This window comes from Pseudomonas sp. 008, assembly GCF_016861935.1.
Taxonomy (GTDB): domain Bacteria; phylum Pseudomonadota; class Gammaproteobacteria; order Pseudomonadales; family Pseudomonadaceae; genus Aquipseudomonas.
Window position 1 is genome coordinate 514476 of record NZ_BOMA01000001.1, and the last position, 13900, is coordinate 528375.

Sequence of the window (13900 nt, forward strand, 5' to 3'; positions counted from 1 at the left end):
CGCTGACTATCATGTTGCGCGCTTATAACAATAAGAACGCTCTTTCGATATAACAAATATAAAAATTCTACATCTTTACGAAAGTAAAGGGAGGATGAAAATGAGCGATACAGTAGCGAATGCTCGGCTGATTGACGCTGAGGAATCCCCCCTGTCTGACGGCTGCTCCCTGACGATGGCCCAGCGCAGACAATCACTGAAAACGGCGGCGGCAGGGAACGTCCTGGAGTGGTATGACTGGACGATCTACAGCACTCTATCTATTTACTTGGCGGCAAATTTCTTCGAAAAAACTGACCCCACCTCTGCCTTGCTGTCCACCTTGGCCATCTTTGCCGGCGGCTTCGTCGCAAGACCTTTGGGCGGTTGGTTTTTCGGACGTATTGCCGATCGTCGAGGAAGAAAATTTACCCTAGTCGTTACGATGACCTTGCTTGCATTAGCAAGCTTGGGTATCGCCCTTCTCCCCACCTATGAGACCGCTGGAGCATTTGCTTCCTTTGCCCTGCTCGTAATGCGGATCCTTCAAGGATTCGCTCATGGCGGTGAGTCAGGGGTTTCATACGTGTATGTGGCGGAAATTGCGCCGAGGGATAGGCGGGGGCTCTGGACAAGCTCGGTCTACGTGAGTGTCATACTGGGCATTATGATTGCCACGGCCGTTGCTGCGGGCCTGACGTCGATTTTTACAGCCGACGTGATGAATGAATGGGGCTGGAGAATAGGCTTCGGTGCAGGTTCTGTGCTCGGCCTGTATGTAATGTATCTACGTAAGAGTGCCCATGAAACGGAGGTCTTCAATGCGGTTGATGCCGGGAAGGTTCCGTCGGCAAGCGAAGCACCAGTCAAGCCCGTAAGCATCGGTCGCATCATCATGACAGTGATGGTGATTAACGCGGCGATGAACGTCTGGTATTACACGTGGGTCGCCTTTGCTCCAGCAATGGCTATTACACAGCATGGCATGGATCCAAACAGCGCATTTCTCTCGAGCCTTGGTGCACAAGCTTGCATGATTGCATTCCTTCCTGTTTTCGGATGGGTTTCGGACAAGCTTGGTCGGCGCATCAATTCAATGACATTCGCTGCGCTGGTCGTTCTATGCGGCCTTCCAATCCAGGCGCTTCTGTCAAGCGAGCCGTCGTCCCTATTCATTGCGCAAAGCCTGGGTCTGTTTATCTACGCTATCGGTGTAGGGCACTACCCGGCTTTGATGGCCGAATTGGTACCGGCACGAATGAGGGGCATGGGCGTCAGCGTAATGACATCGTTGGCCGCTGGTCTTTTCGGCGGAACAGCACCCTATCTTAATTCCTGGTTGCACTCGATTGGCGAAGCCTGGGTGTTTTCCGGTTACGTGATGGCCCTCAACGTCATTATGTTCGTGGTCGTATTTTTCATGCGAGAGACTAAGGGCATTGACCTCAGACACTAATGGTCAACGGGCGCGCCTCCACGGGGCGCCCTCCTCCCTGGCTACATACTGTAATGGCAGTGACCCGCTCATTGCAGTCAAACAAAACCCAACTTTATTAAAAAGAGGCTTGATAGCTATGAAATTGGATAGCGTCGCCAGTGCGATTAACGCAATCAGCCAAGGTGAGATGGTCATTATGGTCGATGACGAAGATCGGGAGAACGAAGGCGACCTTGTCGTCGCCTCCGACCTGGTCACTCCCGAGACTATCATGATGCGTCTGGGACGAGGGCTGATATGTGTGTCCATTCAGCCGGAACTGGCTACCCAATTGAATCTGCCGCTGATGGTGTCCGAGAACTCGGAAAGCTTTGCCACAGCATTCACCGTTTCAATTGACGGCGTAAAAGATGTGACGACGGGGATCTCGGCAAGCGACCGCTCGAATACGATCAGACAAATGCTGGTCACGTCTGCGAGGCCACAAGACTTTCGCAGACCCGGCCACGTCTTCCCGTTGATCGCTCATCCGCAAGGTGTCCTTGGTCGTAATGGACATACTGAAGCATCAGTTGAACTAGCAAGACTTGCAGGTTTGACGCCCAGCGGCGTTATTTGTGAAATCGCCAACGATGATGGAAGTATGTCCAGATTACCGGAACTTATGAACTTCGCGAAAAAGCACGCTCTGCGAATAGTGAGCATACGCGATCTCATCGAATACGTAAGTTACGATGCAATGCCCTATGCCGGCATGGCTAAAATGCGTGTAGCGGTCTAGGGCACTTTAAAAAGCGAATTTAACAACTTGATTCTTTGAATGTGCGTGATAAATCACTGACTGACCGGAAAGTGCCAGACCTCAAAAACAGTCAACACTGCGTTAGCATCTTTGGTTATTCTTGACGCCACCCGCAATTAGCCATTCGATAGGGGGATGGTGTCAATCATCTCCGCATGCACCCGCAAGTTGCAAACTTACAGACCTCCACCACTACCCAGCAGCACACGTTACAAATATCGCAATCCGCTCCAGACAAACGTGCTTGATAACAATAAAAATTTCACGCTGACAGTACTGACTGTTGGTAAAGAGGAAGCGCACTATGTGGTTCAAACTTATTACCCTGGGCATGGCCGGCGCCGGTGCCTGCCTGAGCAGTGCTGTTGTGGGCGCGGCAGAGTCGGCAAAAGGATTCATTGAAGAGAGTACAACTTCGGTGGGCCTGCGCAACTTTTACTGGAATGCCGACAACCGCAACGGCAGTTACCGCAGTCCCGAAGGCGAACAGCAAAGCTACCGGCAGGAGTGGGCGCAAGGCGTTCTGGCCAAGTTCAACTCAGGCTATACACAGGGATTGGTTGGGTTCGGACTGAACCTGCATTACATGGGCGCGCTGAAACTCGATGGCGGTAATGGCCGAGTCGGCGATGGCATCGGCAATGGCGGGATCGTTTCACGAGACAACCAGGGCGATCCGAAGAGTGGCTACTCCAAAGCCGGCGGCGCGCTTAAGATGCGTGTCGGCCACACAGAACTGGCCTACGGTGACCTGTTCCCTGATTCACCGGTACTCAAGTACGGTGACATTCGTCTCTTGCCACAAACCCTAAGGGGCTGGAATGCCACGGACCGCTCGTTCGATGGCCTGACCCTGAACGCCGGTCGTTTCGTCTCCAGCAGTGACCGGGCGCAACCCAATCATGGCGGGCATCTGGGTACCGCCTACAGCGGGCGCCAGGCTAACACTGAGTTTGTCAGTTACTACGGCGGCATCTACACCGGCATCAACAACGTAAAGATCAAACTCTTCGGTTCCGAACTGGATGATATCTGGAATCAGCAGTTCGCCTCGATTGACTACCGTCTGCCCTTGGACGTCGGCGGCGTGATCAATACCGGGGGCAACTACTACCGCACGCGCAATACCGGCGCGGCCTTGTTGGGTGATAATCGCAACGATGCCTGGAGCACCCGTGTGGGTTACGCCCTGGGAGGACACAAGTTCGAACTTGCTTACACGCAGATCGACGGCGACCAGCCGTTCGACTATGTCTGGAACAGTTTCGATATTGAACTGGACTCAGCCGCTCAGGGCAGTGATTTCAACAGTCCCAACGAGAAGATCTGGAGTGCCCGCTACGACCTGGATGCTGCAGTGCTTGGTGTGCCGGGCCTGAGCTTTACCGCGCGCTATCTTCGCGGCACCGATATCGACGGCAGGGATGCGTGCGGCGCGTACTCCCGCTATCAGGCCGTGCGCAATGGCTCGCAATGGGAGCGTGATCTGTGGGTCAAGTACGTCGTGCAGGCGGGCCCCGCCAAGAATCTATCGTTGCGCTTGATGCTCGCCTCAATGCGAACAGGTGGTGATTACGGCGCCATTGCCAATGACCTCGACCAGACCCGAATCATCCTTGAATACCCTCTGGATCTCGGCTTTCTGAAATAGGTCAACCAAGATCGCGAGCATCGATCCAGCGTTGCGAAGCAGTGCAAAAAAAATCAGCAAAGCCTTTCGCATCGAAAAAATCGAAGTCAAACCTGCAGAATTATTCGTTTGAATTGATGAGAGGCGCTAAGCACTATCTATACAGGCAAACAGGAGAAATCTCATGCAACTTGATAATAAAAAAACACCGGAAGTAGATCTGCGCAAATTCGCTGGCCAGTTTGCGGCGGGCGTATCCGTCATCTCAACCGCCGACGATGAGGGTCTGTGTGCGGGCATTACAATGACCGCTGTCATGTCACTCTCCCTGACACCGCCGCTGTTTTTGGTGAGCCTTGATAACAACTCAAAAACCTTGACTGCGATCCTGGATAACGGCCATTTTTGCATCAACTTTCTTAGCAAAGATCAGAGCACTGTTTCACAACTATTTTCATCAAAATCCGATGACAAGTTCGATAATGTAAGTTTCTATAAAGGCATCACCGGCAGCCCATGCCTTGAAGGCGCTTTGGCGCACGGTGAATGCGAGGTTCACGAATCTTACATCGGTGGTGATCACACGATCATAATTGGCCGAGTGATCAATACGGCGATCAATGGTGGTGAACCGCTTGTCTACCATAGCGGAAAGTATGCAACTCTCGAGCATCAGTAGTTTTCAGCCCTTAGCTCGACCTTTGGAATATACATAATGTCTAAAAAAATTCTATTCAATGCATTTGATATGAACACCCCTGTGCACCAGTCCCAGGGATTGTGGCGTCACCCAAGTGATCGTTCGTCCGAGTACAAAACGATCGCTTACTGGCAGGATCTGGCGAAGACGCTGGAAAACGGATGTTTTGACGGGCTTTTCCTGGCTGACGTGACCGGAGTCTATGACGTGTACGGCGGCAACTCCGACGCTGCGCTGCGCAATGCCGTTCAAATACCGAGCCACGATCCGTTCGTGATTGTTCCAGCAATGGCGGCAGTCACCCAGCACCTCGGCTTTGGCGTTACAGGTTCGTTGACTTATGAACCGCCGTACACTTTCGCTCGGAAAATGAGCACATTGGACCATCTTACCAACGGGCGAATCGGCTGGAATATCGTAACTGGTTATCTGAATAGTGCAGCGAAAGCCAGCGGCGCGAAGGCCCAAACTGGTCACGACACTCGTTATGAAATTGCTGAAGAATACATGGAACTCATGTACAAGCTTTGGGAAGGCTGCTGGGAAGAAGATGCTGTAGAACGGAACGTCGAAACGGGAGTTTATATTAATCCCGCTAAAGTTCACCCTGTCGATCACGATGGTCAATACTTCCAACTCAAAGGTATCCATCTCAGCGAGCCCTCCCTGCAACGCACGCCCGTTCTCTATCAAGCCGGCGCGTCGCCCAAGGGGCAAGCATTTGCAGGTCGCCATGCGGAGTGTGTATTCGCCAGCAGCCCAACGAAAACCGTGCTTGCGGCGACTGTCAAAAAACTCAGGGCTGCCACTGTCGCTGAAGGACGGCCTCGCGACAGTGTTGCGGTGTTCGGAATGATGACCTTGATTGTCGGCAGGACCGATGCGGAAGCAGAGGAAAAACTCGCCGAATACAAGCGCTACGCCAGTTATGAAGGCGCATTGACGTTGATGTCAGGCTGGACAGGCATTGACTTCTCCGCGTGTGATCCAGGCGATGCAGTCAAGCATATCCGCAACGACAGCATGCATACCGCGATTGATCGCTTCACTATTTCCGATCCGACCAGGGTGTGGACGGTAGGAGAAGTTGCCGAGCACATCGCCGTAGGCGGTTCTGGTCCCTTGATCGTCGGCTCTGCTCAACGGGTCGCGGATGAACTGCAACAGTGGATGGAGGAAACCGATATTGATGGTTTCAACCTGGCGTATGCAGTAGCACCGGACACTATCAAGGATATCGTCGAGCTGCTTGTTCCCGTTCTTCAAGAGCGTGGAATCTACAAGACTGAATACACACCCGGAACGTTGAGGGAAAAACTCTTCAACCAAAACCGTTTGTTACAACATCCACACCCAGCGGCCAGCTACCGAATCTGAACTGTTCCCTCGCTTGGAGAGCACGTCGCGCGTTGAGCAGCCTTGCGAGCAAAGTCGCATAAGCTGCACGCGTTTCGGGAGGGTGGCTACGCCCTGCGTTCGGACGACTATTACCCAGCGTTGACATGCAATAACGTCGCGCTGGAAACAGTCGCCCGAAATGGCAAAGTGATGAGTACCATCACTTGTCTTGAGCGACGTTCAAACACACCACCTTGGGTTGAGTCATTTCCTCATAGGCAAAACGCACGCCCTCCCGGCCCAGGCTGCCGTATTTGGAACCGCCAAACGGCATCGCATCGAAGCGGTAGTCGGAAGAGTCATTGATCATCACTCCCCCGGTTTCGATCCTTCGTGCGGCGCTCATCGCGGTTGCCAAATCACTGGTGAAGATCCCCGCATGCAGGCTGTATTCGGGTTCATTGGCCAGCGCGATGGCTTCATCGAAATGCTCGAAGCATTGCAGTACTACCACCGGAGCGAAGACTTCATTGCGCCGACTACTCGCACTGAGGGCGGCAAATGTTGAGTCACTTACCGGATCTGGTGGCCAATATAGTGAAAAGCAGCGCCGGCGAGAAACGATGTTATAGGTGCCAAAGGGCCGCTTTTTTTAATGTCTTTGATTGCGAGAGGTTCGAGGAAGCTCGATAATCTGGAGGGTAGGAGAAGTTTCAGAACAGCGGCTCACGCACCATCATTGCATCCCGTAGTGCCTGACTCGGGACCGCCTTGATGCCGGCCTTAACATCGTAAAACACACAGGTAGCGACCCCTTCACCACACAGCTCGCCGTTCCACACGGCGTACTCTTGCACGAAGCTGGTACTCCCCATGCGCTTGAGACGAGTGGTTATCAGGGCCTGTTCACCCAATAACATCGGTTTGTGATAGGTGAACTCGACCGAGCGCACCACCAGTCCAATCCCGCCCTGCCCTGGGAAATGGCCGGCCACCTGTGCGAAATGACGACTACGTGCCTCCTGGCACCAGTCCAGGTAGATCACGTTGTTGACATGGCCAAAGGCGTCAATACAGCGCCAGTCACAGTCGCGCTGGATAGCAGATCGCCAGGCACCATTCACACCATAGCGCTTGATCTGTTGCTGATCGAGTTCGAAGCATCCGACCACTACCTGACTTGTCTTGTTATTCATCTAGTCTCCTCGATCTACACCTTGCATGACTCAGTAGTACGGCTGGCAATAGGCCGGACTTTCAGTCCCGGCCAATGGCTGACATCAAACCGTTCATGCAATATAAAGCGCCTGTCGCTCAGGGGAGCCTGACAGGTCATGCCCGCCCTCCTGGACTTCGGCAAAGCGCTTTTTGCTGGCCATCAATTGGCGGATGAGGGCAGCGGATCGCCAGTGCTCACCGAACAACTCGTGCAAGCGCTCCAGCCGAGCAAGAATCCGTGGTAAACCCTGCTCATCCGCCCAATGCATTGGCCCGCCCGTTTCTTCCGGAAAACCATAGCCATTCAGCCAGACCTGATCGATATCATGGCTGCTGGCAGCAATACGTTCTTCGAGAATCTTCGCCCCTTCGTTGACCAGCGCCAGAAGACAACGCTCAAGTATCTCCTCGGCGGTAATAGCGCGGCGGCGATAACCCAAGCCCAGGGAAACCTTGAGCACTAGCGAGTCGACCAGCGGATCGTGCTCAGCCCGGCGGCTACCCGGGGCATAACGGTAGTAACCCTGGCCGCTCTTCTGGCCCAGGCGACCGAGTTCACACAAGGCACTGTCGACCTGCACCAGTGGGTCTTCCATACCTTGTCCGGAAAGTTGGCGAGCGCGCCACTCCAGATCGATGCCGACCACATCGAACATGCGGAACGGGCCCATGGCGAAGCCGAATTGCTGCAACACCTCGTCCACCTGCTGCGGCAACGCACCTTCGAGCAGTAATTTGCGCGCCTCGGCGATATATCTGCGCAACATGCGGTTGCCAATAAAGCCAGGGCAGTTGCCCGCCACCACCGCTACCTTGCCGATACGTTGACTCAGTGCGCACGCTGCCTGCAGCACCGTGCTATGCGTGTGCTCGCCACGAACGATCTCCAACAGCTTCATGATGTTCGCCGGACTGAAAAAATGCAGTCCCAGCACGTGCTGTGGACGGGTTGTGACAGCGGCGATAGCGTCGATATCCAGGGCGGACGTGTTGCTGGCCAGGATTGCCCCTGGCTTGAGGTGGACATCCAGCGCGCGGAAGATCTCCTGTTTGAGCTCAAGACTTTCGTACACCGCTTCAATCACCAGATCGGCTTCGGCTAGTGCAGCGTAATCTTTTACCGCCCGTACCCGCCGCAGGTTGTCGTCCGCCTCGACCTGAGTGATGCGCTCTTTGCCGACTAGCTGCAACCACGTTTGTTCGATCATGGTCAGTCCCGCGTCGAGCGTCGCGGTATTGCTATCCAGCCACAGCACCGGCAACCCGGCACTGGCGAGGCTTATGACAATGCCGCGGCCCATGGTGCCTGCACCGATGACGGCGATCTGCTGGATATTGAAATGGGTATTCACAATGCGGCGCTCCTGCACTTGTGGAAAACAAACAGCCTTAACCTTAAGCACGCTGAAAGTATTTTTGAAATTACGATTTCATATGCCATATATTTACCGCATGAATATTTCGAGCTTTGATCTGAACCTGTTGCGTGTCTTCGACATGCTGATGCGTGAGCAAAATGTCTCGCGTGCGGCCGAGCGCCTGACACTGACTCAACCCACAGTAAGCAACGCCCTGGCGCGCTTGCGCGACCAGTTGGACGATCCACTGTTGGTGCGCGTTGGACGACGGATGCGCCCGACCCCCCGAGCCCTGGCACTTGAAGGGCCGATCCGGGCAGCGTTACAACAAATCGCGCAAAGCCTGGCCACAGGGGATCCCTTTGAGCCACTGCGAAGCCAACGCCAATTGCGGTTCGCTCTCACCGATTTCGTCGAACAACTGTGCATGCCACCTTTGCTTTCATATCTCCAGACTCACGCGCCACACCTGCGCATTGATGTCGAACACCTGTCACCAAACCTGCCAGCCGATGCGTTGGATCGTGGCCAATTGGACCTGGTGCTGGGACGCTTTGACGACATTCCGGCACGCTTCACCCGTCTCCTCTGGCGCAGCGAGACGTTGCGAGTAGCGACGCGTCAGGGCCATCCGCACCTCAGCAACGGACTGGATCTGAATACCTTCCTGAAATTGCGTCACCTGTGGGTGCATGGCGGTCAGACTCGCGGCATGGTCGACCAATGGCTGGCCGAGCAAAATCTGGCGCGTCAGATCATCTACACCACCCCTAACTACCTGCAAGCCGCTCACCTTGTGTCAGCAACGGATCTCTGTGTGGTGTTGCCGACGCGCCTGGCGCAGCAGTTCGCCAATCTGTTACCACTGGATCTACATGAGCTGCCTTTTGCGCTGAAGCCGTTCGAGCTCGAACTCGTTTATCTGAGCCATCGCCAACACGACCCAGCGTTGGCGTGGCTGGTAAACCGGATCATGGAGATTAAAAACTGACGGTGGCCATAGCCCAATCAGGACAGACTCTGCACGACCAAGGGTGTCAGTCGAACCCGATGGCGATCTGTTGGCTGAGCACGGCATCCAGTCGCGCAACCAGCCAGTCGATTTCTTCGCGCGAGAGGATTAAAGGTGGAGACACCTGGATAAGCGGAGTGCCCTCATGGTCGACAGCGGCGCGACACAGTAGTCCGGACTTGAACAACGCCGGCGCGAGGCGAGTGTTGACGAAATCCTGGGAAGGCACAGCGCAAGTCCAGCTGCGGCTGGCCTTGTCGGTGACCAGCTCGAGGGAGTAGTGATAACCATCGCCGCGTACGTCTCCGACAATAGGATGTGCCTTGAGCGCCTCGAGCTTCCCACGGAAGTAGTCCTGATTGCGCCGCACGTTACCGAGTACGTCCTCGCGCTCCATGATCTCGATATTGGCCAGTGCTGCGGCGCAGGCGGCAGGGTGGCCGCCATAGGTCAGGCCATGCAGGAACATCTGGTGCGGGCCATTGAGGATGGGCTCCATCACGGCATCGCTGGTGATCATGCCGCCCAGGGGAAAATAGCCTGAGGCGATACCTTTGGCGAACGTGATGATGTCTGGCTTCATGCCGTAGCGTGTCGAACCGAACCATTCACCAAGGCGACCAAAGCCGCAGATCACTTCGTCGGCGACCATAAGCACGGCGTACTTATCGCACAAGGCACGTAGACCTTCGGCATAACCGGCGGGCGGTGTCAGGCTACCGCCAGCATTTTGCATGGGCTCAATGAAAATCCCTGCAACGGTGTCCGGGCCTTCTTGAATGATCAGGGATTCGATTTCGTCGAGCAGAAACGCGGTAAATTGAGCTTCGCTTTCCCCTTCCGGACGCTTGTAGCGCTTGGTGTTGGATACATGTCGCACACCGGGCATCAAGGGCTCGAAGATGTTTCGGATGTTGGTCATGCCGTTAAGTGAAAGTGCGCCATAACTGGTTCCGTGATAGGAGACTCGTCGAGCGATAAACTTGGTTTTGGCATGGTCGCCCCTCGCCAGATGATACTGCCGGATCAATTTCATAGCAGACTCATTGGACTCCGAGCCGCTTGAAGTAAAAAAGACTCGGTTCATCTGCGGCGGTGCCAGTGAGGCTATTTTTGCCGCCAGGCGAATGGACGGCTCGTGGGCAAAACCCCAGTTGGTGAAGTACGGCAGTTGGCTCATCTGACGCTTTACCGCTTCGCCAATTTCTACACCATGGCTGTAGCCAATATTCACGCAGTACAGGCCGGCTAGGCCGTCGAGATAGCGATTGCCGGACTCATCCCATACCCAGCACCCTTCGCCACAGCTCATGATCGTAAGTGGGGCGCTGTCGTAGTAGGCGGCGTGGGTGAAGTGCATAAGCAAATGCTTCTTCGCCAGGGCCTGAAGTTCCTCACTTTTGGTGGATGGAGTAGTCAAGTTTTCAAGGATAGTCATGGTAAAAATCTCTACGCAGATTAATAAACCGCCCGGGCATGGGTGTCGTCATTGATGGTGTTTTCATCATCGTGCTGATGCAATTGCGGTGTCGGCTTACGAAAGCCTTTGGTCAAACAGAACAGGTAAAACAGCCCTCCTCCAAGCCAGACCAGGCCCACCTCGAAAGTGGCATGCGAAAGGTTGGCCCAGAGCCACAGCGTCAGGACCAGGCCGACCAAAGGAACCACGCCATAACGCAGCAAGGCCTTGCGCCCGCGAAGCCCTTTGTCCCAGAGGAAGTGCTTGGTAACGGCAAGATTGACGAAAGAAAAGGCAGTCAATGCGCCAAAGCTGATCATGGTCGACGCGAGATCGAGACTGATCACCAGTGCAATCAGCGACAACAGGCTCACCAGCACGGTGGTTGAAACAGGGGTGCCAAAACGCTTGCTGGTCAGGCCGAAGATGCGCTTGGGCAGCACGCCATTACGGCCCATGGCGAAGAGGATGCGCGCGACACTGGCTTGCGCGGTGATCGCACAGGCGAAACTTCCAGCGACATAAATAGCGGTGAAAAACGCGGTGAGCAGTTGACCGCCTACGTGCTGGATCACTTGAAAACTCGCCGAGTCTACTTTTTCGAATGTCTGCCAGTCCGGAAACACCAGGTGGCCGATATAGGCGATCAATATGAACAGACTGCCACTGAACAAAGTACACAACATGATGGCACGGGGGAGGTTGCGCGCTGGATTTCGGGTTTCTTCGGACAGCGTCGAAACCGCGTCGAATCCCAGAAAAGACAGGCACAGCGTGGCGGCACCGCTCAGGAGTCCTTGATAGTTCATATCAGCACTGTAAAAAGGCGCAGAGAAAGAGACCGCTGGGGAATTGGAAAGAGAGACGATCGAGACTGCAATGAACACGGCGATGAACAGGAATTGGGCACCGATCAGAGCGAAGTTGACCTTGGCCAACACTTTTATACCCAGAACGTTCAGCACCAATGCGAAGAGAATGCTGCCACAGATCCACACCGACATCGGTACGTCCGGGAAGTATTGGCCCATGTAAATACCGATGACCAAGTAGCAAATCATCGGAACAAAAAGGTAATCGAGCAACAATGCCCAACCGACCATGAAGCCAATTTTCCCCCCGAATGCTGCACTGGCATAGGCGTAGGCCGAGCCGGCATAAGGCAAGGAAGCGGCCATCTGTCCATAACTGAAAGCGGTGAACAACATGACGATCAGGGTAATGACGTAAGCGGTGGGAAGATGCCCAGCCGTTGTCTGGGTAACCAGGCCATACGTTGTGAAAACCGTCAGCGGCACCATATAAGCCAGGCCAAACAGAACCAGTGAAGGTAAGCCGAGGACGCGGGCCATGCGTTTGGCTGGGAATGTATTGGAGCTGGATTTGAGCGAGCCGAGCGCACGGGAGGAATCGTCGAGCGCGGCGCCCTCTGCAACTATCTGGTTCATGCGTTTTTTGTTCCTGTACGTGGTTGAAGTCCAACGAACGGGCGGCTTCTAGGATCGCCACTTGCACCCTCATTCTCTGTGCGAGCGGACTCACGAGGTCAGAGTCAAAAAGGACAAAACAGGGGATAAATTCGGACAAAAGACATGACTTCCGGAGTGCGTCGGCCAGCGCTCTGATTGCTCAAGAACGCTACGACAAGACGAACTCCGGACGCGCAACAGGGCTCATTTCGTAGTCGGTAATCGATCTGTACGTAATGACGTCGAGAGGGTGATGTTGGCGCGAAGGTGATCAGCCAACTGCCTGATGTCGATACTCGCTGGGGGAAAAACCGGTCCATCGACGAAAAGCATGTCGAAAGCTGGCGATATCGCTATAGCCGAGGAATTCCGCTACTGCGGAAATTTTCACTCCCTCAAGCAGCAAGTCCTCAGCCCGCTTTTGGCGCGCCTCGTCGAGTAATTGCTGAAAGGAAATGTCGATCGACTTCAGACGACGACGCAGCGTCCGCTCCGTTAGGAAAAAATGCTGAGCCACGCGCCCCAAAGTGCTGAACTCAATCATGTCTCGATTGAGCAAATCCCGAATCTGCGAGATGAGGTCACTGGTCACCTTGGCTGCTCCATCGCGCTCCATGCCGAGGCATTGCAGGTATAGCGCCTCGCCACTTACGGCATTGGCCAGCGCTGCAGGCTGATGTAACAGAACGGTGGGGAAATAGATGACGTTCTCCGGCGCCCCGTAATGGACATCGCAACCAAATAGCTCAGCGCAGGAGTCGTAATGTGACGGCCGGGTGTGTCGAAGGGTAACGCCGAGCGGATGTATCGGGCACCCGGCAAGATCGGCGATAATCGCCAAAATCGCGGCGAGCATCATGTCCGTGAACATGGGTTCGAGCTGCTTTGAGTAGTAATAATCATCAACGACGATCGCCGTCCGGTCACCCTCCTCTCGCATGGTGACGTTAAAATACAGACCCATTAACAACGGGAAGGTGCTCAAGCAGTGGATGGCATCCTTGACCGTTGCGCTGACCAACATCGTGTAGCCCGGCACGCCGAAGCAGGAAACGTGCAGCCGTCTCCCAATCTCGAGCCCTACCGTCGCATCGCCGCTGAGCTCCAGGAGATTCTCGAACACTTTCAGCTCTTGCTCTCGGGTCAGGCTGGTCGAAGGCGAATGCAGGCACTCCAGCTGGAGATTGCAGTCGCGCAGGACGGCATCAACGCTGAGGCCACGCTGCCGTGCGAAATCTACGACCAACGCTATGCCGTGAGCCGTTGCGGGTATCTGGCCGGGATGTACGGATCGGAGAAACAGGCGCGTTTCGTTCGCTTGATCGATTAATGCATGTTGAGCAGTGACACCATTGCCCTTGAAGCATGCGACTGAGGAAGCATGTGCTGGTCGTGAATAGTGCATGAGTGCCTCTCGAGCGGATTTCGACACCGGCAATATGGGTAGCGAACTTGCCAAATTCCCAAACCCACAAGGCGGAAACAGCAAGTCCGAGC

The 13900-nt window shown here is 54.7% G+C and carries 12 protein-coding genes and 1 pseudogene; 7 read left to right on the plus strand and 6 right to left on the minus strand.

Annotated features, from left to right (window positions below; genetic code table 11):
- The first annotated feature begins 100 nt into the window (after positions 1–100).
- The 5 genes from JUI81_RS02185 to JUI81_RS02205 all read left to right on the plus strand — a co-directional run bounded on the left by JUI81_RS02185 (position 101) and on the right by JUI81_RS02205 (position 5926).
- Positions 101–1435, plus strand: coding sequence for an MFS transporter (locus tag JUI81_RS02185; RefSeq protein ID WP_204123576.1), 1335 nt, complete (start codon positions 101–103; stop codon positions 1433–1435).
- Between the two features lie 118 nt (positions 1436–1553).
- Complete coding sequence (ribB, locus tag JUI81_RS02190) at positions 1554–2198, plus strand: 3,4-dihydroxy-2-butanone-4-phosphate synthase (RefSeq protein ID WP_204123577.1); 645 nt, start codon at positions 1554–1556, stop codon at positions 2196–2198.
- Between the two features lie 325 nt (positions 2199–2523).
- The gene (locus JUI81_RS02195) at positions 2524–3870 is read left to right on the plus strand and encodes an OprD family porin (RefSeq protein ID WP_239077648.1); all 1347 of its coding nucleotides are present in this window, start codon (positions 2524–2526) and stop codon (positions 3868–3870) included.
- Positions 3871–4033: 163 nt separating this feature from the next.
- A complete protein-coding gene (locus tag JUI81_RS02200; RefSeq protein WP_204123578.1) occupies positions 4034–4528 on the plus strand; it encodes a flavin reductase family protein in 495 nt (164 codons plus the stop codon).
- A gap of 36 nt (positions 4529–4564) precedes the next feature.
- The gene (locus JUI81_RS02205) at positions 4565–5926 is read left to right on the plus strand and encodes an LLM class flavin-dependent oxidoreductase (RefSeq protein WP_204123579.1); all 1362 of its coding nucleotides are present in this window, start codon (positions 4565–4567) and stop codon (positions 5924–5926) included.
- A gap of 181 nt (positions 5927–6107) precedes the next feature.
- Here the strand turns inward: JUI81_RS02205 and JUI81_RS02210 are convergent.
- The 3 genes and pseudogenes from JUI81_RS02210 to JUI81_RS02220 form a co-directional block, all read right to left on the minus strand.
- Positions 6108–6422, minus strand: a pseudogene (locus JUI81_RS02210) (aldehyde dehydrogenase family protein); the annotation flags it as partial.
- Between the two features lie 178 nt (positions 6423–6600).
- Positions 6601–7083, minus strand: a complete 483-nt coding sequence (locus tag JUI81_RS02215) for a thioesterase family protein (RefSeq protein ID WP_204123580.1) — start codon at positions 7081–7083, stop codon at positions 6601–6603.
- 93 nt (positions 7084–7176) lie between these two features.
- Positions 7177–8457 (minus strand): 3-hydroxyacyl-CoA dehydrogenase, encoded by a 1281-nt coding sequence (locus tag JUI81_RS02220; protein WP_204123581.1) that lies wholly within the window; start codon positions 8455–8457, stop codon positions 7177–7179.
- An 82-nt stretch (positions 8458–8539) separates the two neighbouring features.
- Between JUI81_RS02220 and JUI81_RS02225 the strand changes: the two genes are divergently transcribed.
- Complete coding sequence (locus JUI81_RS02225; RefSeq protein WP_204123844.1) at positions 8540–9454, plus strand: LysR family transcriptional regulator; 915 nt, start codon at positions 8540–8542, stop codon at positions 9452–9454.
- A gap of 46 nt (positions 9455–9500) precedes the next feature.
- Here JUI81_RS02225 and JUI81_RS02230 read toward each other — a convergent pair whose 3' ends face one another.
- From JUI81_RS02230 to JUI81_RS02240, 3 genes are all read right to left on the minus strand, one after another.
- The gene (locus tag JUI81_RS02230; protein ID WP_204123582.1) at positions 9501–10913 is read right to left on the minus strand and encodes an aspartate aminotransferase family protein; all 1413 of its coding nucleotides are present in this window, start codon (positions 10911–10913) and stop codon (positions 9501–9503) included.
- 20 nt (positions 10914–10933) lie between these two features.
- Complete coding sequence (locus tag JUI81_RS02235) at positions 10934–12382, minus strand: APC family permease (RefSeq protein ID WP_239077649.1); 1449 nt, start codon at positions 12380–12382, stop codon at positions 10934–10936.
- 292 nt (positions 12383–12674) lie between these two features.
- Positions 12675–13601, minus strand: coding sequence for an AraC family transcriptional regulator (locus JUI81_RS02240; protein WP_239077658.1), 927 nt, complete (start codon positions 13599–13601; stop codon positions 12675–12677).
- On the opposite strand from JUI81_RS02240, the gene JUI81_RS31730 reads away from it, so the two are divergent.
- Entirely contained in the window at positions 13566–13733 is a 168-nt protein-coding gene (locus JUI81_RS31730; protein ID WP_239077660.1) for a hypothetical protein, read from the plus strand. The two genes, JUI81_RS02240 and JUI81_RS31730, sit on opposite strands and share 36 nt — an antisense overlap.
- The last annotated feature ends 167 nt before the right edge of the window (positions 13734–13900 follow it).